The sequence below is a fragment of the Microvirga sp. genome (genome assembly GCF_014699075.1).
Taxonomy (GTDB): Bacteria; Pseudomonadota; Alphaproteobacteria; order Rhizobiales; family Beijerinckiaceae; genus Microvirga.
The window spans coordinates 1-17792 of record NZ_JACXAB010000081.1 but is presented as its reverse complement, the minus strand read 5'-3'; the positions used below and the strand labels follow the sequence as shown (position 1 = coordinate 17792).

Genomic DNA, 17792 nt, shown 5'->3' with positions numbered 1-17792 from the left:
GAAAGCAATCGTGGCCTGCACCGGTGCTGGGGTTGCGCCGGTCGCCCGTGATGCGATGGCCCACCCGCTCGAAGCGGACCAGCTTCTTGATGTCCAGGTGGATCAACTCCCCGGGATGCTGGCGCTGATAGCGGCGGGGCGGCTGCTTCGGCTCCAGGGCTGTCAGGCGACCCAAGCCGCGCCGGGTGAGCCAGGCCGCCACGGTGGAGCGGGCCAGCTTCAGCTTGCCGGCGATCTCCTCGGCGGTGAGCCGATACTCCCGTCGCAGCATCTCAATCACACCGATCCAGTACTCAGCCGTGCGATTGGCAACGGTCTTTGGGCAGGAGGAGCGGTTCTCCAGTCCGCTTGGCCCCTCTGCCTTGTAGCGGGCCAGCCACTTGCGGGCGGTGCGCTCGCTGATGCCAAAGCCTCGGGCCACCTCTCGGATTGGCTGACCGTCCTCAACGATGCGGCGGATCATTTCCGCTCGACCCAAGCGGGTCGTGCGGGCATTCTGGTGCGGGTTGTTCATCTCTCAGGTCCATCGGTAATCGTGTCGCAACGACCACCTTCAGGCTCTCAGACGGGATGAACAACCTCCTCAGATCCCACAACTAGTGAGGGGAGCAAACATCAAGCGGTGCGGGCTGGGAGTGAAGGATCGTCTTTCTCAGCCTTGCCGGGAGGATCAGGGCTCTCGGCAGATCGCAGATCGACAGGGGTCCAGTGCACTCTACCGGCGGTCGATCACCGTGTACTCTGCGTCGATCACGCCATCCCGGGAGCGGCGCTGTGCCTGACGCAGGTGGCGTCGAAGATAGAAGTACGACGCGATACCGCCAGCCAGCACCAGAGGGAGCACGACGAAGAACCCTATGAGCATCACGACCAGCAAGGCGACCCCTGCCGCGGCCAGGACCATCAGTCTAATCACAGTGGGGAGAAGCCGGCCTGAAGGTGGTGAAGTCCTAGCTCCTGTCTGACGGCCTGAGCATACGCAGGTACTGGCGCAGGAGCGCGAGCTTCAACATCGCGGCGAAGTTCAAGGCGAGCTTCTCGTGCCGGGTGGCGATGGAGCGGCATCCCTTCGTCGTCCACGAAGCTGGTGGCGATGAAGTAGCCGATGGCTGCGATGTCGATGGCCAGCAGGCCCGCCTGGAAGGCGACAGCGGCCGGGCGATGGCCGTAGAACAGGCGCGGCAATCGCACCCGCATCCGCCCAAAGGTACTTGATGGTGGTCGCATCCGTGCTACCGCACCGCCGCAGGAAGCCGCAGACCTTTGACTGGCCTCGGCCACCCGCCGCTATGGGAGGCGCTATTAGTCATGACGGGAGGCGTTCTTCTCAGCCTGATCATCTGCCCACTATTCCCTAGAGCCATGAGGCCAACAACGCATCGTAAGGGCTAGATCCAGTCCTTAAGCCGGGCAATCAAGATCTCTCCGACCGTGATGGTGACGAGAACCCCGATCACCGACCAGAAGCCCAGCACGCCCGATTGCAGGTACGGCGTCTCGAAGTTCATGCTGAAGATGCCAGCAATGGCCCCGACGGCGCCCAGCAGCATTCTCATAAAGGTCAGGCGCAGCACCAGTTCGTTGGTGGATTCGGCGGTACGGGTGCTGAAGAGCTCGAACGACCCGTTGACGAGATCGCGGGCATGGTTCGCCAGGATCTCTTACCGGTCGTAGTCCCACTTGCTCATCGCCCTTCCTGTAGACGGTGGGGTGGTCAGGGGTTTGCAAACCCGGTGGCCCGCAGGGTCAGGGCACCGGATCGCGGGTCACGGCGGAAAAACAGCCCGCCCTCCTGCTCCGAGTGCCCCGGAATGTAGTCAAGGACGACCCGGCTGGTCTCGGGGTCCGAACCTGCCGTGGACACTGTTCCTTCGATCTCCACCTGCGCGGCAGCTTCGCCCGCCCTGTTGCGCGCCCGGAACAGGACCCGGTGCCCGCCTTCCACCAATGCCACGTTCTCAACCTCAACGGTGATCACCGGAGGCACGGTCGCGCCATTGAACAACTGCCATCCAATGACGCCGAAGACGCCGAGCACCAACAGGAGGCCGACGCCGGAGGCCACCCACTCGAGCCAAGGCACCTGTGGCGCCACCTTGCCGGTCTCGTTGCCACCCTGCTTGTGTTCCCGGTTCATCGCGCCCTCACACCACCAGCCGCGCCGTCGCGGCGCCGAGCGAGGCCGGGAAGCCCAGCACCACCAGCATGTTCGCGATCTCGGCCACGGAGACGCCATCGGTCCGTCCGAAGCTCCAGAGCACGTAGAAGCTGACCAGCAGGGCAACGCCGTAGCCGGCCAGTGTGAAGTGCAAGAAGGTTGTCAGGAAGGTGCCACCCTCGGGCCGGCTCTCCTGGCCGGAGAACCCGATGCTGTAGACGAAGACGTGCAAGAGCAGGATGGAGAGTACGCCCAGGGCCAGGACGTGCCACGGCGTCATCTGGAACGCGATCAGGATCATCTCTTCCGTTGGAGCCATGTTGAAGGCGAGGAACAGCGCGCCGGCCACCATCAGGAAGAGCTCGCCGCCATAACCCGCTTCACGCTTGCGTTCCTCCTCTGCGTCCATGTCCTGCTCATCCCCGAGCTGCTTGCGCCCGAGCATGGCGCCGATGCTCGCCGGCACGCTCTGCAGCGCCACCCGGCCGACAATCTCGCTCCAGGTCATGTCAAACGTGATCACCGCAAGCACTACGAGGAGCACGGCGGATGTGATCACGCCGACGCCAAACGCCGCGAACGCGTCCATCGCGTCCTCTTTGAGACTGAAGGTCTTCTCGAAGCCGGAGAAGTAGGAGAGGCCCACGAGCACCGCGAGGGTAAAGACCATGAGCAGGAGCAGCCGGCCGCGGCCCATCGAAAAGCCGAGCGACCACATCTCCATGGTCATCAGCAGGGGTATGCCGAAGATGATCGCCCCGCCGAAGGCGCGAGCCAGGCCGATGGCGTAGCGTTCGCTTGTCACTGGCACATTCCCTATCCTGACTCACCTGCTCCATGCGCTGTGCGGCGGCACAAGCTTGGCTGCTGAGAAGGGAACCCTTGATCCAGGGACCCAGTTCCCGGAAGCGCCGGGGCCTTGATCCGGTGCCGACCACGGCCGCAGACACCAGCGAATGAGAGCCAGGGCGGCTGAACGAGGATGTAGAGATGGTTGGCAGGCCGTTTACCGCGGGCGCCTTGGTGAAGAGGGAAGCGGGCTTCTGGAGGAAGCGCCCCAGAGCGGCTGAGGCTCGACCTCGAAACGCGTCGCGTCCTCTGTTAGAATCTGACGTGGCGGTCGGCGGCGATGCCGTCCGCTCCTGAGAGCCCCATCATTTCGGCAAGGCGATTGCGGGCCCGGTTGACGCGGCTCTTGATTGTCCCGACCTTAACGCCGAGCACCTCGGCTGCCTCCTCGTAGGCCATGCCCTCGGCGCCAATGAGCAGAATGGCCTCGCGCTGGTCCCGCGGCAACTTGGCGAGAGCGGCTTCGAGGTCCTGGATGACGATATGGTCCTCCTGGTCTGGGATCACGACCAGCTTCGCCGCATGTGCGCCGTCCGCATCCTCGACCTCGCGTTGGGTCTTGCGGTGGCCGGAGAAGAACAGGTTGCGCAGGATGGTGAAGAGCCAGGCCTGCAGGTTTGTGTCGGCCTCGAACCTCTCGTGCTTACTGATGGCTTTCAGCACCGTCTCCTGCACGAGGTCCTCGGCCTGGTGGACGTCGCGGGTGAGCGAGAGTGCGAAGGAGCGCAGCGACTTCAGGCTGGCCATGATCCCGTCGACGAAGGCCTGGTCCACCGGCTCGGTGTGCGCGCGGATGACTTGGGCTACGCGGTCGGCGAGCTGGGCGAGCCGCCGCGGCATCTTGATCTCCACGGGATCGCCGTAGAGGTCCCGCAGCTGGATGCCGAGGTGGGCTTGGACAGCCGCATCGAGCATGGGATTGGTGTCAGGAGGGGACGAGGGATCGTAAACGGTGCTTGTCATGTCCGGACAGATGTCGCGAGTGGGGTTGATTTCAACCGTCGTAACCCGCGAGCGCCGCGCGGCCAGGGCCGGAGCCGGCCAGGGTGGAACTTACGTGTTGATGTTACGGTTAGCCTAACGGCCAAGCCTGGCCCGTCAGTTCGCCCCAGAGTTCGCATTCGTTATGCCCGCTGCACCCCCTCCGTCCCAGAATCCCCAGAAGCATATTGCTCCGTCCATGGCATCCACCCTGCTGGCCGTCGCGGCCGGCATGGTCCTGGTCCGGCTCGTGTCTGGTGGGAGCAGGGCAACCGCGAGGGTTCCGGCCTGGGAGCCCGGTCCTCCGGAGCAGACTAGCCGTGAGGCCGAAGCGCAGGACATCGGACAGCATGTCCCGGCAGCCGCAGCCTCGGAGCCGGGCAGGGGACGGGAGGCGGGCACGCCGGCCGAGATCCTGGTCAGGGGATGGCAGGACATCCTGTGGCGCACCTACGGGGAGTTCGGTCAGGACCGCCTGATGTCGGTGGCTGCAGGCGTGACCTACTACGCCCTGCTGGCGCTGTTTCCGGCGATCGGCGCCCTGGTGTCCCTCTACGGCTTGTTCGCGGATCCCGCTACGATCCAGGATCACCTGACGGCACTCTCCAGCGTCCTGCCCGGCGGTGCCTTCGACATCATCCGGGAACAGGTGGTCCGCATCGCCTCGGCGGGGGAGGGCAAGCTGGGTGTCAGCTTCATCATCGGACTAGGCATCTCCCTCTGGAGCGCTAACGCCGGCATGAAGGCGATCTTCGACGCGCTCAACATCGTCTACGATGAGGAGGAGAAGCACAGCTTCGTGAAGCTGAACCTCGAGTCCCTCACCTTCACGCTGGCAGCCGTCGGGTTCATCCTCCTCGCCCTGGCCGGGATTGTGGTGCTGCCGATCGTCCTTGACTTCGTCGGTCTCGGCAGCGGGATCGAGTGGCTGCTCGCCATCGCGCGCTGGCCCGTTCTTCTCGCTGCGGTGATCGCCGGGCTGGCGGTGCTGTACCGCTACGGCCCAAGCCGCGACAAGGCCGAGTGGAAGTGGGTCACGCCCGGTGGGATCGTGGCCGCCGTGCTCTGGCTTGTCGTGTCGATGCTGTTCTCCTGGTACGTGGCGAACTTCGGCAGCTACAACGAGACCTACGGCTCACTCGGCGCCGTCATCGGCTTCATGACGTGGATCTGGATCTCAAGCGTGGTCGTGGTGCTCGGGGCTGAGCTCAACGCCGAGATGGAGCACCAGACGGCGAAGGATACCACACGAGGGCCCGAGAAGCCGATGGGCACCCGTGGCGCCACCATGGCCGACACACTGGGACTGGCGAAGGTCTAATGAGGCAGTTGGCTCGGACCGAGGATCCCGTGTAGAAAGTGTCTGTCTCTCCAGGATTTCTGTCTTTCGGATGCCGCAGTTCCTTTCAGATCCCGATGAAGAAACGCTCCAGAGCATCGTCGAGGCGCTCGCCGGGAGCGGGCAAGCGGTGTCTGTCTACGATGCCGAGGATAATCTCCGGTACGCCAACGAGACCTATCGGGGCATGTTCCTGCGGGACTACGAGGGCCCCTTCACCTTCTCCGACATTCTTCGGTACGGCGCCGCGAATGGGTTTGGGGTGAGGATCGACGATGGTGATGTCGAGGCGCTCATCGCCAGAACACTGCCGCGCCGCAGGAGCACCCGCCGGAAATCCTTTGAGACTGACCTTCTCGACGGGCGCTGGTTCTGGATCGAGCACACGTTGCTGCCGAACGGGTGGGTCATGACGGTGGGGACGGACATCTCGGCCCTGAAACACAACGAGAAGTCCCTACGACAGGCTCACGAGTCCGCTCTTCTTGCTTCGCGCACGGATCTCCTCACCGGGCTGCCGAACCGGCGTTACATCCTCGAACTCCTCGACGAGGGCCTTGCGGCAGGCATGGCGTCCGGTGCCGGCCTGTGTGTCGCGATCATCGACATCGACCAGTTCAAGACCGTCAACGACACCTACGGGCATGAAGCCGGCGATGCGGTTCTCCGGCATTTTGCGCAGATCTTCCGCGAGAGCCTGCGCCCTGGCAATCACATTGGGCGGATCGGAGGCGAAGAGTTCCTGCTGCTGGCGGATGACCGCTTTGACGACGCGGACCGCCTGATCAATGGAATCAGGGCCAGCTTCCCGCCTGTGACAATGCCTGACCAGGCAACACGGCGCCCCATCGCCTTCAGCGCAGGCTTGACGGCGGCATTGCCACATGATGACCGCAGCTCGATCCTCTACCGGGCGGATCGTGCCCTCTACGTTGCCAAGGCGGAGGGGCGGAACTGCACCAGGATCGGCTTCGGGATGGACAGAGCCGCTCCGAGTCATGTTGCTGCACAAGAGAAAACGGCTGACCGGACTTAACACCCTCGTCGTTCCGGGTTGGGCAGGTTTCATAATCTTTGCATTGAAACTTGCCTGTAGCCGCAAAGTTAGAATGTCCTGATCCTGCAAAGTAGGTAGGAATGTCACACTCCCCGCTTCTGAACGATGCGGGAGAATGCGGATGGGACTGATTGCGATGAGCGAGCGCGACCTGGATCGGATCGAGGTTTTGTCGAAGGTTGTCGAGCGCCGCATGACGATCGTCTCCTCGCAAATCCCTGAGTTCTGATCCGGTATCGCGGTCAGAAACCCGATCGAGCCTGAAAGCTTTTGTGCTTTGATCGTATGTCGATGTCTAGCGCTGGCAGCAGTGCGTGCAGGTGGAGTCGGCCTGAATGCAGCACCTTCTGGAGGAGCGTCAGGATGACGTCATGGTTGGAGAGAGACGTCGTTTGCGGCCGCTGTTGGCCTTCGATCCAGTCTGATGAAAGAGCCAGACACCAGATCCGACGCTGCATGTGTTTCGACTCCACCCGCTGCAGAGGTGAGGGAAACAACTGTTCTCAGTCCAAGTTTGCTGCTTCTCGACGCCAGCATGAAAGCGGACGCGAGTGCCTGTTCCTCAGTCAGGTACACGGCAAGGGTTTGCTCCTGGCAGGATACAGACCAGAAGCCTTCCTTTGTGTGGGTTACCACAAAACGCTGCATGCTTGCGGCTCCACTGCAGGGCGGCCGCTCAGCGTAAGGGTTTGGCTTTGCGGCCGCAGCAGTTCAAATGAGGTAAGGGGACTGAGGATCGGAGTTGTATCGGTTAGGACACCTGAACGTGTCCGCTGTGAGCTATTCCCGCTTCTTTCTGGAATGGAGGCTGTCTCTCATTGTCGTTCTCGGCTCCCGGTTGCCGAGGGCACATAGCCACCATCGGGAGCAATCCGGTCGAGAACACCCTTGCCGAGCAGTACGAAAGGACGGTTTTCATGGTTCGGCCTCCCTGACGGTGAGGCAAAGACTATCCACCTAGCCGGTAGGAACGATGTGCGTGCGAACACATGAGAGACGGCCGGGTATGAGTTTGAGGCAGCATCGGATGCTGCCCTCGAGCAAACTGCCGTAAAGCGCATGACTTTGCTGGCGAGATTACAAGGGCGGATAGACTCTAAATTTGGATCTTACTCGTGATTAAGCGGGTGGAGATCACGGACCATCTGATGGAGGCGGGAGGTGTCCAGATGGGTGTAGATCTGGGTGGTCTCGATACCGGCATGGCCGAGCAGCTCCTGCAGCACCCGCAGGTCGGTGCCGCCGGAATGCATGTGGGTGGCAAAGGCATGGCGCAGCACATGCGGTGACACCCGCTCGGGGCTGGAGAGCCCGGCCGTGACCGCTACCTCCTTGATCTCCAGCAGGGCGGCTTGGCGTGTCAGAGCCTTGGCTCCGTTGCGCACCGAGTGGAACAGCCACGGCGAGGGCGCTCCGCCGGAACAGGCGCGAGCCAGCTTTTGCCAAAGGGCGAGGGCCTCGATCGCCCGCTCGTGCAGCGGTACGAGGCGCTGCTTGTCGCCCTTGCCGCGCACCAGCAGCATCCGGGTGCCCGCAGGGGCGGCATCGGAGGGCAGCGACAGGGCCTCACTGATGCGCATGCCGGAGGCATACAGCGTCTCGAACAAGGCAGCGCGCCGGGCATAGCCCGCCTGCCGGTAGAGTCCGACCGAGGGATCGGCCGCCAGCCTATGGGCTGTCTCCAGGAGCGCTTCGGTCTCGGCCACGGACAGGACGAAGGGCAGCTTGCGTGACCGCTTCATGGCCGCCAGATGAGCGGTGGGATCACGGGAGCCGAGTTCCTCGGCGATCAGGAACTTGTGCAGGCCACGCACGACCGTGATGCGGCGGGCGATGGTTGAGCCGGCATAGCCGCACCCGTCGACAGCGGCGATGTAGTCGCGGATCTGCTCCAGGCCGACCTCGTCCAGGCCGAGGCTGTTCTCATTGAGCCAGGCGAGATAGCAGTTGAGGTCATCGGTGTAGGTGTCGATGGTACCGGCCGAGGCCCCAAGCTCGGTCGCCAGAGCGTCGAGCCAGAGCTGGGCCAGCCGCTGATTGGTCCGCATGTGATCCTCCTGTAAGGGGACCCTGCCACATCACTGGTTACAGACTTCTTGTCAAAACTCTGCAGCAACCACCTGCCATAATCGCAGTTCTTGGCCGAGTTCGATCCAGTGCGATTGGTTTCATACCGTTAGGGTCTTGAGCTTGTTTCGGCGGTTCGGGTCCAGCTTCAACGGAAGTACCGTCACAATCATCTGCTCTCGTCACTGGTAGACGATCCTCACCTTCGAGGATGCTGCCAGATTGCAGCGTGTCAGCTTGGCGACGACCATGACCCTGGAGTAGGGGGCCCAGTAAGGGCTTGCGAATGCAACTCGGTACTTGAGCTCGATCCGATCAACCAGGTCGATCAAGGAGGCAGGATCATAATCGTCGAGATTGTAGCGCTCGCGAAATCGCCGGAGCGCATGGACCGTCCAGTGGCGTTCGATCGCCGCCATGATGGCTTGATGAGACTTGGTGAGGGTCATGACCGTCCGACAGAGAACCCCGTACCCATGATCAGGATTATGTTTCACGACACTACAATTGCAATTGTGTCCTCCGACAGAATTGGCCGCAATCAGCCGTGATGCTAGACTCTCGTCCATGACACAGATGGCCGACGAGATCTTCGCCCTCATTGCTGATCTGTACGATGATCCTGAGGACTTCCTGAAGACGCCGCACCAGTGGTTCGGCGGGCGTTCACCGGAGGAGCTCATAGTCACTGAGGCTGGCCAGTTCGTGCTCTTGAGGTTCCTTCGCGGGAGAGATCACGTGCCGCCCCTTGAACCAGATCGAGACTTCAAGCCCTACACGACGGCAAACACCGACCACGCCATTGACCAAGCGATTGACCGTCTCAAGGAGCAAATCGAGCAGCTTAAGTCTCTCAAAGGATCTGGACCGGAGATCGCTACGGTCATCGGGAGAGCACAAGAGGTCTTCGGGGAGCGGGGACTGAGCTGGTTGGTCCGGCCTAATCAGGTGCTGCTAGCCACGCCCCTTGATCTGATGACTCAGGGTAAGACCGACCGGGTTCTCCGGCTTCTTGGCCAGATTGAGCATGGAATCTACCCATGAGCGCACGGAGGAGAGGCGACTGATTGCCTCTCGCCGATGAGCAATCTGCAGATCATCGGAGACGCACACGGAGACTTACTACTGGGATGACCGAGAAAGCGATAGCCGAAATGATAGCGGCCGGCGAGGTACGGAAGGCTGAACTGATCGATATGGCCGGTGGGCTCTACACGCTCTCGGAGGTCGCTGCGATCCTCGCAATCTCTGAGCCATTAGTCGAGAAGCGGCGTAAGGCGGGGGAGCTTATCGCCGTCAGGTTGGCTGAAAGCTACTGTTACCCGGCCTGTCAGTTCACGCCGCACGGGATCGTGACGGGCCTCCCCGAGGTCTTGGCAATGATGGCGATCCGGCACGACTGGATGCGGCTTGAATGGCTCCTGGTCCCGGATGAGGCGCTGGAAGGGCTTTCCCCGCTTGAGGCTCTGAAAGCAGGCCGCCTCGAGGACGTCATCGACATCGCTCGGGTCCATAAAGGACAGGATCCGAGACAGGTGCTGTCAACAGAGGACACCTCGGGCGACATTACGGATCGGCCGCTCGGCGGTACCGGGAAGGGTGTTCTTGTCATGAAGGGATCTGGCCTCGGGCTCCTGGTCAGCCTGGAAGAGGGTAAAGCGCTGCTGGACGAAATCACGGTCGATGATGACTCCACAAACTGGGCGGCGTCCGAGATCCTTGGAGTTGCCCGCATCGCGGAGGAGCTCGGTACCTCCGCCGCGACGCTCGATCTGTGGCGAGATAATGGGACGGTCATTGCCTTCCGCAAAGACGCCCATGAGTTCGTCTATCCGGAGCGCCAGTTTGAGCACGCCAGACCGATCGAAGGCATCGACCGGGTTGCGGGGTACTTCCCGTCCCCTGAGGAGGCGTGGGAGTGGTTGGTTACGCCTAATCAGTACACCGATAGTGCAGCGCCGATCGACCGGCTGCGGTCAGGGCACATCGAAGAGGTTGTTCGGGCTGCGGAAGGTGCGAATGACTACCAGTGAGGATACGAATGCCAAGCAGGACGACACGATTGTCTCGGATCCGGAAATCCTGGGTGGCATGCCGGTCATCAAGGGCACACGGGTCTTGGTCTATGACGTGGCTGCATCCGTGAATGCAGGCATCCCGCGGGATCGTATCCTGGCAGCCTACCCCACCATCAAAGAGCACCATCTGGATCTGGCTGTCGCTTATGCTCAGGCCAATCCATTGCAGGGTCGGACTCGCGGGATTTCACCATGGACAGGCACAACTCCCGTGAGGTCCGGGCAGATACCGCGGAGGAAGGGATGATCGCCGAGCCTGAGGATCTTGAGTACGGAGGACGTGAATGGTCCGAGCAGCTCAAGAGCGCGATCCGAGAGGCGGTCGCCGAGGCAGTCACGGAGCATCAAAAAGCAGGGAATCCTGTGTACTTCACGGACGCTGCGGGTTGCTTGTGTGTGATGATGCCAGACGGGCATGAGCGCCGGCTAACCGATGTCGAGATCGAGGCTCTCACGCGATAACCGTTTGCCAGGACCACTTACGTATCGAGGCAACCGAAACGTTTGTTGCAACTTCGGCCATATCGAGTGCGAGGGGCCACGCTGTCAGCCAATCAGCAGACTTCTTGTCAAAAGTAATATTATGCGTATTTACTTAGCCGGCTAAGTCTTTTGAAGACTGCAACGGGAACGGCGCAGTGAAGGCGGCGATGTACCATCAACGTTAACTCCTCGTTGAGCATACTTCCCTCACATTGGCTGAGGTCTCTGGGAGGTGGTGAGATGCGGGTGTTGCTGATCGAGGATGACATCTCTGTCACTCAGAGCATTCAGCTCATGCTGCAGCGCCTCAACGTCCGGATCTCCGTGGCCGATCTGGGCGAGCACGGCATCGATCTCGGTCGGCTCCCCGACTACGACATCATCCTGCTCGACCTCAACCTCCCGGACATGTCAGGCTACGATGTCCTGCGACAGCTGCGGCTTGCCAAGGTGAGCACCCCCGTCCTGATCCTTTCAGGCCTGGACGGTATCCAGAACAAAGTCAGAGGCTTGGGCTATGGCGCCGATGATTACCTCATCAAGCCGTTTCACAAGGACGAACTCATCGCCCGCATGCAGGCGATCATCCGCCGCTCGTCCGATCAGACTGAAGCTGTCCTTCAATGCGGCGATCTGACGATCAGCCCTCGGGCACAACAGGCTGAGGTCGCAGGACGCCCGGTGAACCTGACCGGCACGGAGTACAAGATCCTGGCGTTCCTGGCTCAGCGCCAGGGGAGCACGTTGACCAAAGAGATGCTCCTCAATCATCTGTACAGCGGTATGGACGAACCTGAGATCAAGATCATCGACGTGTTCATCTGCAAGCTGCGCAAGAAGCTCGCAAAGGCCTCTGGCGGCAGGGACTACATCGAGACGGTCTGGGGCCGCGGCTACATGCTGCGGGAGCCGCAGCTCGTCAAGTTAGCAAGCTAAGTCTCAAGGCCACGATCACAGCTCACATCCGCTGCCAGCGTTCTGTCAGCGGAGTGCAGGTTTTCTAGTTTCTACTGCCCTTGTGGAGCCAGTCCCCTCACCCCAGCCTGTGGCACCGTCGCCACCTGTCGCAATGAGAACGCCCCAACTGAAGCCTCTTCCAAACTTCAGCTAGGGCGTGTGCGATGCCGGTTGCAACACCGCGCCACCATCCTAATGTGTCGCTGATGAGCGTCAACGGTCGTCGCAACAGAAGCGCTCCGGCCTGAAGGCAAAGCACCGGACCTCCCACCAGGGCGCACGCGACGGGTTCCGGTATCGCCCGAGGACTGTGACCGCGATGGAATGGCGCCAGACCTTTGTCGCGTCGCTCTCCTCAGCCGTATGAAAGCATCGGTTAACCATGAAGGCGCATGCTTCACGTGGGGCTCAAGGGCTAGGCGGGCTTTCTCTGACCTGGAGACAGTTGCTCATGGCGGATAAACGGTTCACCGACACGATCGAGGAGAAGTTGGCGTTAATCGCCCCAACCCTGAACACCATCGAGTTCGGAGGAGATCAGCCTTATCTTTGTGAACTGCAGACACTCCTCAGGCAGCACCTGACAAGCCTGGTTGGTCTATTCGAGCGAGATCCTGGCCTGGATGCCGCAACAGCCGATCTGTACGCGGCAGCGGCTGCCATTGTGCAGGACACCTCACGCGCTTCCCAACCCATCGTCCGAAAACGCCGTCTGCTCAAAGAAGCTCAAGAGCGCTTTCAGGAGCGTATCGCAGCGGCACGCCCGAACGGAAGAAGAGCCTGCGCTCCTTGGCTGCAGAACGAACTCTTCCTTGCAGCCTGATCTAGGTCCGGGTCCGCCTCAGCAACGCTGCGTGCCCGAACCCACTCCCCGCCCTTCTCACCAGAAGAGTTGCTCGCACGTTTCGCCCTGACGCGCAGTCGGTCGTGGACTACGGAAATCCTGGAAGCGGTCTGATTGAGAGCCGCTGACGCAAGGCCATTCACGCCCACCCGCCAGACTTCTGGCGGGTGGGCGTGTCGTCCCATGAGGAGCGAGTTCAGGAGAGATGCTGGGCGAAGTACTTGTTCATCTCGAACATGCTGACCTTGCTCTTGCCGCCGAAGACAGCCTGGAGCTTGTCATCCGCCAGGATCTCGCGCTTGTTCTCGGGGTTCTGGAGATCGTTGGCCTTGATATACTCCCACACCTTGCTCACCACCTCCGTGCGAGGCAGCGGGGAAGAGCCGACAATGGCGGCGAGTTCTTTCGAGGGCTGCAACGGCTTCGCCAAGGCCGAGTTCAGCTTCTTGGCTGCTGTTGTGCCAGTGTTCGCTGTCTTTGATGCGGCCATTTTCAAACTCCATTGTTACCTCCCTCGGTCATGTGTGAGGGCAAGATGTCGCGACTATGGCGATCAAAGAGCTAACAGCCTCTTGATCTGGAGCGTTCATCAAGCGTCGACGTCGGCCGGACAGGGCTGAGCCTGGAGGATCTGCTTTCTGGCCGGCCGATCACTGCGTTGGCTAGTCGCCTGCCGATGACTTCTTGCGCGAGGAGGACCGTCTGCGGCCCTTGCTGCTCTCACCACTGCTGCGGTCTTCGCCCGACGAACCACCGAGTGCGCTCGTCACGACCTCCCCTGCGGCTCCGATAGCAGCCGCTGCGACCTCCAGAGGAGCAGCAACGATCTCGGCGCCAAGGCTTCCCGCGGCCGACACGGCTTCCCTGCCCTCCTGCGTTGCGCTGCCCTGTCGCTGCTCGCCGCCCTGCGGCTTCTCGAGCACGTTCGCGACCGCCCTGAGGGCCTCCGCCATCACCGCGCGCGCCTGCGGGGAGGTGAGCGTAGCCTCAAGGCTCGAGAGCCAGGCCATCGGGTTCAGCAGGCTGCCCTGTGACCGCGAGCGGGATGCGGAGCGGGCCTGCGTTGTGGAACGCGACCTCGATGTACCGGATGTCGAACGTGCCGCTGTCCGCGCTCCCTTAGAGGACCGCGACTTCGCGGGAACAGCCTGGGACTTCGTCGCGGACCGGGAGCCGGCCATCGCCTTGGGCTGAGCCCGCTTGGGAGCGCCAGCTTCCTTCTTCGTGGCAGGCCGGGAGGCGGACTTCGAGGCCGACTTCTTCGGCGCTTTCCGGGCTCTGCTGGGTTGTGAACCGCTATCCTTCTGTTTCGTAGCCATGGTCATTCCTTCGTTTGCTGAGGCCGCAAGCCGGCCGTACCGAGGAAGAGTGATCCTCAATACTAACAATGGAAACGTGGCTGTTCAGTTCGCACACACCATCTCAAGCTGCAGCGACGGGGGAGAACATCTGAGTGTCCACTGTTGGTCGCCATTCGGATTCTGCGCCTCATCGAACTTTTATGTGCCCGCCCTCAACAGCACGATCCTCGATCAATCTGAGTGAGGGTTGTGTTGCTAACGCGGGGCGGCCGACTGAGATGGCGAGCGCTGCCAGGACCAGACCCGCGGCGACTGCGAACGTGACCCTCATCCCGGTGGCAACCACATCGGCCGGCACCGTCGTGATGTCGGTCGTTACTGATGCGAGCGCGAAGACGGCACCCATAACGGACGCGCCGGTGATGAGCCCGAGGTTGCGCGACAGGTTCAGCATGCCAGACACCACGCCCCTCTGGTCTTGGCCCACGCCCGTCATGACCGCGGTATTGTTGGCGGCCTGAAACAGCGCATAGCCAGCGGTGACGACAACAAGCGGGGCGACGTACGCGGGGATGCCAAAAGCCGCCGGGATCATGGAGAGGGCGAACGAACCGGCCGCGGCCGCGACAAGTCCGACCCTGGTCATGCGCCCGGCGCCGAAGCGGTCGACGAGGTAGCCGGCCGGGATGCCCATCAGCGCGGCGACCAGCGGACCGGTGGACATGACGAGCCCGACCCGTGCCGCATCGAGCCCGAGCCCGCGCGCGAGATAGAACGGCCCGACCACCAGGGTTGCCATCATCACCGTCATGACGAGCGCACTCATGCCCAGGCCGGCCCTCAGGATCTGATTGCGGAACATGCCCAGGCGGATCAGAGGTGAGGCGACTCGTGCCTCCACGAGCACGAAGAGGCCCATCCCGAGGACGGCTGCCACCAGCAGGATCAGGTTAAGCTCGCCGAAGCTGCCGCGTCCGGCCGTCGTGGCCAGTGCATACGCCGCAAGCGTCAGTGCCAGCAGCAGCGTACCCATCCAGTCAAAGCCAGCCCCTTCTGACTGCGTGGCCTTGTCGCCGAGAAGGCAGCGGTACGCGAGAAGGAAGGTCAGGACGCCCAGCGGCACGTTGACGAGAAAGATCGCCCGCCAGCCAAAGCCGGAAATGAGAAGTCCGCCGAGCGATGGACCGAGAGCGGTGCCGACCGCAGACATGGTTCCGAGCAGCCCCATGGCGCTTCCGGTCTTCGCCTTCGGAACCGTCTCGCCGACATAGGCCATGGTCAGAGCCATCATGACGGCCGCTCCCATCCCCTGCGCCGCCCGGGCGGCGATGAGCAGCCAGAGCGTGGGCGCAACGCCGCAGAACAACGAGGCCGTCGTGAACAGGCCGATCCCGGCCAGCAGCAGCCGTCGGCGGCCGACGATGTCGCCGAGCCGCCCGGCGCTGATGACCAGGGCAGTGACGGCCAGGAGATAGGCGAGGACGACCCATTGGATGTCCTGGAAGGAGGCGCTGAGCGCCTGCGCCAGGGTCGGTAGAGCGATGTTGGCAACGCTGGTGCCGAGTGCTGACAACAGCATGGACAGGGAAAGGCTGGCCAGCGCCCACCTCGCCGAGGGCGTCAGCTTCGCCCCTTCGGCCCCTGGTTCCAGTTTCTCGTAAGCGACCTGCTTCAACATGGCTTCGTTCCCTGCCACTCCGGCATTGGAGCTGGCAGAAGCGTAGTCTTCTGCCCGACATGGCAGAAGGCGCACCGTTTGCAGCTTATTCGTGCACGCGACGCCACATGATCATGGAATTGTGCTACGGTCGGGACATGTCGCATCCCGATCTCAACCTGCTCGTCACCCTTGATGTCCTGCTGACGGAAGGCAGCGTTGCGCGAGCGGCCCGGCGGTTGCGGCTCAGCCCCTCGGCAATGAGTCGGGCACTGGCACGACTGCGGGAGACAACGGGCGATCCGCTGCTGGTGAGGGCCGGCCGCGGTCTCGTTCCGACACCCCGGGCACTCGAGCTCCGTGAACAGGTCGGTCGGATCGTGCAGGACGCGGAGGCGGTTCTGCGCCCGGCCGAGGCGCTCGATCTGGCACGACTTGTACGGACGTTCACGTTGCGGACCAGCGAAGGCTTCGTGGAGACCTTTGGACCGGGCCTGATCGCCCGCGTCAGCAAGGAGGCGCCGGGCGTCCGCCTGTGCTTCCTCCCGAAGCCGGACAGGGACAGTGCACCGCTTCGCGAGGGCACCATCGATCTGGAGACGGGGGTGGTGGGGAAGACGATGGGGCCGGAGGTGCGTGCCCGGGGCTTGTTCCGCGACCGCTTCATCGGGGCGGTGAGACCCGGGCATCCGCTCAGCGAAGGCAAGGTCACCCTTGCCCGTTATGCCGCCGGCAGGCACATTCTCGTCTCACGGCGAGGACTCGACCGGGGACCGGTCGACGACGCCCTGGAAGAATCAGGGCTGGAACGGCAGGCTGCCACCATCGTCGGTGGCTTCTCGACCGCGCTGGCCCTGGCGCGGAGTTCCGACCTGATCGCCACCGTTCCAGAACGCCACACCGAGGGCCTGCGCGCCGGAATGCACAGTTTCTCCCTGCCGGTCCCTGTGCCTGAGATCACCGTTTCATTGCTCTGGCATCCGAGGCTGGATGCGGATCCGGCGCATCGCTGGCTGCGGGAGTGCGTTCGGGTTGCATGCTCGGGGCCTTTGCCCGATCCAGCATTGGGCGCAGAAACCATCTGCTTGTCGCCCTCGCCCAAGGCGTAGAGTGTCTCAAACGGGGTCGACCGACGAGCAAAGCCGGCCTGACGGTACAGACCGAATGAGAAATCAGCCGGAAGCCCATCGGCAGTCACCAGGAGAGCTTCTGTTTCAGCAACGAGCCAGAGCTACACCCACCATTGACTGGAGCGTGAGGGGTCCTTCTGTGAGCGGATTCTGACACGGCACTGGGTTCAGACTTCTTGTCGAAATGTTGATTATACAAGATGTTATCTCGTTTGTAATCAGCTTGGATCAAAGGCTAAAAAGTAACAGCTTTCGGCTACAGCGACTCTCCCATCCCTCTGCTAAAGTCATGCCATGGTGCGTATACCTCCCGAGCCGGAACTCAACGGATACACAGCACTTCTGAGTGAGCTGAAGGAGCGGATCCGTGCCGCCCGTCTTCGGGCCGCTGTCGCGGTCAACCAGGAGCTGATCCTTCTCTACTGGAGCATCGGCAGTGACATCCTCGACCGGCAGGCGACCGAAGGTTGGGGCGCTCGCGTGATCGACCGGCTCGGCGAAGATCTGCGGCAGGCATTCCCGGAGATGACTGGCCTCTCGGGGCGAAACCTTAAATACATGCGGGCGTTCGCCGAGGCCTATCCTGATCGGGAGATCGTGCAACAGGTTGTTGCACGGTTGCCGTCGGGCCACAATGTTCGCCTGGTCGAGGCCGTGAAGGATCCGGCAGAGCGTCTCTGGTATGCCCGTCAGGCCATCGAGCATGGCTGGAGCCGCAACATCCTGGTCCACCAGATCGAAAGCGATCTGTATCATCGCCAGGGCAAAGCCATCACCAACTTCGAGGGTTGTGATGGGGTGGACGCCTCCCAATGGCCTTGGTGTGCCACAGTGGAGGTGTTGAGCACCACTTGAGGGAGGCGTCCATGGGAGAGGTTAGCACAATCGGCT

General features: G+C 62.3%; 23 protein-coding genes. 11 read left to right on the top strand and 12 right to left on the bottom strand.

The genetic code is table 11. The features are described from left to right. The 7 genes from IC232_RS30645 to IC232_RS30615 form a co-directional block, all read right to left on the bottom strand. The coding region (locus IC232_RS30645) for a helix-turn-helix domain-containing protein (protein ID WP_190848719.1) at nucleotides 1-514 on the bottom strand (514 nt) is incomplete at its 3' end. 201 nt (nucleotides 515-715) lie between these two features. After that, nucleotides 716-904 carry a hypothetical protein gene (locus tag IC232_RS30640; protein ID WP_190848718.1) on the bottom strand — a complete coding sequence of 63 codons (189 nt, stop codon included), beginning with the start codon at nucleotides 902-904 and terminating at the stop codon, nucleotides 716-718. Between the two features lie 8 nt (nucleotides 905-912). Continuing rightward, a complete protein-coding gene (locus IC232_RS30635; protein WP_190848717.1) occupies nucleotides 913-1185 on the bottom strand; it encodes a hypothetical protein in 273 nt (90 codons plus the stop codon). Nucleotides 1186-1388: 203 nt separating this feature from the next. Continuing rightward, nucleotides 1389-1655 (bottom strand): CorA family divalent cation transporter, encoded by a 267-nt coding sequence (locus IC232_RS30630; RefSeq protein WP_210335558.1) that lies wholly within the window; start codon nucleotides 1653-1655, stop codon nucleotides 1389-1391. Between the two features lie 59 nt (nucleotides 1656-1714). Further along, complete coding sequence (locus tag IC232_RS30625) at nucleotides 1715-2137, bottom strand: TIGR02588 family protein (protein ID WP_190848716.1); 423 nt, start codon at nucleotides 2135-2137, stop codon at nucleotides 1715-1717. Between the two features lie 7 nt (nucleotides 2138-2144). Continuing rightward, nucleotides 2145-2969 (bottom strand): TIGR02587 family membrane protein, encoded by an 825-nt coding sequence (locus IC232_RS30620; protein ID WP_312895268.1) that lies wholly within the window; start codon nucleotides 2967-2969, stop codon nucleotides 2145-2147. 290 nt (nucleotides 2970-3259) lie between these two features. Then, nucleotides 3260-3970 (bottom strand): sigma-70 family RNA polymerase sigma factor, encoded by a 711-nt coding sequence (locus IC232_RS30615; RefSeq protein ID WP_190848715.1) that lies wholly within the window; start codon nucleotides 3968-3970, stop codon nucleotides 3260-3262. 163 nt (nucleotides 3971-4133) lie between these two features. On the opposite strand from IC232_RS30615, the gene IC232_RS30610 reads away from it, so the two are divergent. Continuing rightward, nucleotides 4134-5309 carry a YihY/virulence factor BrkB family protein gene (locus tag IC232_RS30610; protein WP_190848714.1) on the top strand — a complete coding sequence of 392 codons (1176 nt, stop codon included), beginning with the start codon at nucleotides 4134-4136 and terminating at the stop codon, nucleotides 5307-5309. A gap of 70 nt (nucleotides 5310-5379) precedes the next feature. After that, the gene (locus tag IC232_RS30605) at nucleotides 5380-6363 is read left to right on the top strand and encodes a sensor domain-containing diguanylate cyclase (RefSeq protein ID WP_190848713.1); all 984 of its coding nucleotides are present in this window, start codon (nucleotides 5380-5382) and stop codon (nucleotides 6361-6363) included. Between the two features lie 1130 nt (nucleotides 6364-7493). Here the strand turns inward: IC232_RS30605 and IC232_RS30600 are convergent. Then, nucleotides 7494-8432 (bottom strand): tyrosine recombinase, encoded by a 939-nt coding sequence (locus tag IC232_RS30600; protein WP_190848712.1) that lies wholly within the window; start codon nucleotides 8430-8432, stop codon nucleotides 7494-7496. Between the two features lie 201 nt (nucleotides 8433-8633). Then, entirely contained in the window at nucleotides 8634-8900 is a 267-nt protein-coding gene (locus IC232_RS30595; protein WP_190848711.1) for a hypothetical protein, read from the bottom strand. 118 nt (nucleotides 8901-9018) lie between these two features. Between IC232_RS30595 and IC232_RS30590 the strand changes: the two genes are divergently transcribed. The 6 genes from IC232_RS30590 to IC232_RS30565 all read left to right on the top strand — a co-directional run bounded on the left by IC232_RS30590 (nucleotide 9019) and on the right by IC232_RS30565 (nucleotide 12792). Then, the gene (locus IC232_RS30590) at nucleotides 9019-9495 is read left to right on the top strand and encodes a Y4oB family protein (RefSeq protein ID WP_190848710.1); all 477 of its coding nucleotides are present in this window, start codon (nucleotides 9019-9021) and stop codon (nucleotides 9493-9495) included. 86 nt (nucleotides 9496-9581) lie between these two features. After that, nucleotides 9582-10484, top strand: coding sequence for a hypothetical protein (locus IC232_RS32760; protein ID WP_246812507.1), 903 nt, complete (start codon nucleotides 9582-9584; stop codon nucleotides 10482-10484). Further along, nucleotides 10471-10776: a DUF433 domain-containing protein gene (locus IC232_RS32755; RefSeq protein ID WP_246812506.1), complete on the top strand. Its 306-nt coding sequence runs from the start codon at nucleotides 10471-10473 to the stop codon at nucleotides 10774-10776. The genes IC232_RS32760 and IC232_RS32755 overlap by 14 nt, the downstream gene beginning before the upstream one ends. Then, on the top strand, nucleotides 10773-10991 hold the full coding sequence (locus IC232_RS30575) for a hypothetical protein (RefSeq protein ID WP_190848707.1): 219 nt from the start codon (nucleotides 10773-10775) through the stop codon (nucleotides 10989-10991). The genes IC232_RS32755 and IC232_RS30575 overlap by 4 nt, the downstream gene beginning before the upstream one ends. A 261-nt stretch (nucleotides 10992-11252) precedes the next feature. Continuing rightward, nucleotides 11253-11948 carry a response regulator transcription factor gene (locus IC232_RS30570; protein ID WP_190848706.1) on the top strand — a complete coding sequence of 232 codons (696 nt, stop codon included), beginning with the start codon at nucleotides 11253-11255 and terminating at the stop codon, nucleotides 11946-11948. Between the two features lie 403 nt (nucleotides 11949-12351). Further along, nucleotides 12352-12792, top strand: coding sequence for a hypothetical protein (locus tag IC232_RS30565; RefSeq protein WP_190848705.1), 441 nt, complete (start codon nucleotides 12352-12354; stop codon nucleotides 12790-12792). 217 nt (nucleotides 12793-13009) lie between these two features. Here IC232_RS30565 and IC232_RS30560 read toward each other — a convergent pair whose 3' ends face one another. Together IC232_RS30560 and IC232_RS32165 are read right to left on the bottom strand one after the other, a co-directional pair. Next, complete coding sequence (locus tag IC232_RS30560) at nucleotides 13010-13303, bottom strand: SWIB/MDM2 domain-containing protein (RefSeq protein WP_190848704.1); 294 nt, start codon at nucleotides 13301-13303, stop codon at nucleotides 13010-13012. Between the two features lie 172 nt (nucleotides 13304-13475). Beyond that, complete coding sequence (locus tag IC232_RS32165) at nucleotides 13476-13823, bottom strand: hypothetical protein (RefSeq protein WP_210335556.1); 348 nt, start codon at nucleotides 13821-13823, stop codon at nucleotides 13476-13478. Between the two features lie 55 nt (nucleotides 13824-13878). Here IC232_RS32165 and IC232_RS33030 point away from each other — a divergent pair, with 55 nt between their 5' ends. Further along, nucleotides 13879-14007 (top strand): hypothetical protein, encoded by a 129-nt coding sequence (locus IC232_RS33030; protein ID WP_281413452.1) that lies wholly within the window; start codon nucleotides 13879-13881, stop codon nucleotides 14005-14007. A 294-nt stretch (nucleotides 14008-14301) separates the two neighbouring features. Here IC232_RS33030 and IC232_RS30550 read toward each other — a convergent pair whose 3' ends face one another. Next, on the bottom strand, nucleotides 14302-15792 hold the full coding sequence (locus tag IC232_RS30550; RefSeq protein ID WP_190848702.1) for an MFS transporter: 1491 nt from the start codon (nucleotides 15790-15792) through the stop codon (nucleotides 14302-14304). 137 nt (nucleotides 15793-15929) lie between these two features. Here IC232_RS30550 and IC232_RS30545 point away from each other — a divergent pair, with 137 nt between their 5' ends. Next, nucleotides 15930-16880, top strand: coding sequence for a LysR family transcriptional regulator (locus IC232_RS30545; protein ID WP_190848720.1), 951 nt, complete (start codon nucleotides 15930-15932; stop codon nucleotides 16878-16880). A 315-nt stretch (nucleotides 16881-17195) separates the two neighbouring features. Continuing rightward, a complete protein-coding gene (locus IC232_RS30540; protein WP_190848701.1) occupies nucleotides 17196-17756 on the top strand; it encodes a DUF1016 N-terminal domain-containing protein in 561 nt (186 codons plus the stop codon). The last annotated feature ends 36 nt before the right edge of the window (nucleotides 17757-17792 follow it).

Bases quoted from the DNA above. Each gene is read 5' to 3' on its own strand.
- IC232_RS32755 (WP_246812506.1), top strand. From the start codon at position 10,471: ATGACTACCAGTGAGGATACGAATGCCAAGCAGGACGACACGATTGTC.
- IC232_RS30575 (WP_190848707.1), top strand. From the start codon at position 10,773: ATGATCGCCGAGCCTGAGGATCTTGAGTACGGAGGACGTGAATGGTCC.
- IC232_RS30605 (WP_190848713.1), top strand. From the start codon at position 5,380: ATGCCGCAGTTCCTTTCAGATCCCGATGAAGAAACGCTCCAGAGCATC.
- IC232_RS30590 (WP_190848710.1), top strand. From the start codon at position 9,019: ATGACACAGATGGCCGACGAGATCTTCGCCCTCATTGCTGATCTGTAC.
- IC232_RS30615 (WP_190848715.1), bottom strand. From the start codon at position 3,970: ATGACAAGCACCGTTTACGATCCCTCGTCCCCTCCTGACACCAATCCC.
- IC232_RS30640 (WP_190848718.1), bottom strand. From the start codon at position 904: ATGGTCCTGGCCGCGGCAGGGGTCGCCTTGCTGGTCGTGATGCTCATA.
- IC232_RS30625 (WP_190848716.1), bottom strand. From the start codon at position 2,137: ATGAACCGGGAACACAAGCAGGGTGGCAACGAGACCGGCAAGGTGGCG.
- IC232_RS30550 (WP_190848702.1), bottom strand. From the start codon at position 15,792: ATGTTGAAGCAGGTCGCTTACGAGAAACTGGAACCAGGGGCCGAAGGG.
- IC232_RS30610 (WP_190848714.1), top strand. From the start codon at position 4,134: ATGCCCGCTGCACCCCCTCCGTCCCAGAATCCCCAGAAGCATATTGCT.
- IC232_RS32165 (WP_210335556.1), bottom strand. From the start codon at position 13,823: ATGGCCTGGCTCTCGAGCCTTGAGGCTACGCTCACCTCCCCGCAGGCG.
- IC232_RS30565 (WP_190848705.1), top strand. From the start codon at position 12,352: ATGAAGGCGCATGCTTCACGTGGGGCTCAAGGGCTAGGCGGGCTTTCT.
- IC232_RS30540 (WP_190848701.1), top strand. From the start codon at position 17,196: ATGGTGCGTATACCTCCCGAGCCGGAACTCAACGGATACACAGCACTT.
- IC232_RS32760 (WP_246812507.1), top strand. From the start codon at position 9,582: ATGACCGAGAAAGCGATAGCCGAAATGATAGCGGCCGGCGAGGTACGG.
- IC232_RS30560 (WP_190848704.1), bottom strand. From the start codon at position 13,303: ATGGCCGCATCAAAGACAGCGAACACTGGCACAACAGCAGCCAAGAAG.
- IC232_RS30570 (WP_190848706.1), top strand. From the start codon at position 11,253: ATGCGGGTGTTGCTGATCGAGGATGACATCTCTGTCACTCAGAGCATT.
- IC232_RS30600 (WP_190848712.1), bottom strand. From the start codon at position 8,432: ATGCGGACCAATCAGCGGCTGGCCCAGCTCTGGCTCGACGCTCTGGCG.
- IC232_RS30595 (WP_190848711.1), bottom strand. From the start codon at position 8,900: ATGACCCTCACCAAGTCTCATCAAGCCATCATGGCGGCGATCGAACGC.
- IC232_RS30545 (WP_190848720.1), top strand. From the start codon at position 15,930: ATGTCGCATCCCGATCTCAACCTGCTCGTCACCCTTGATGTCCTGCTG.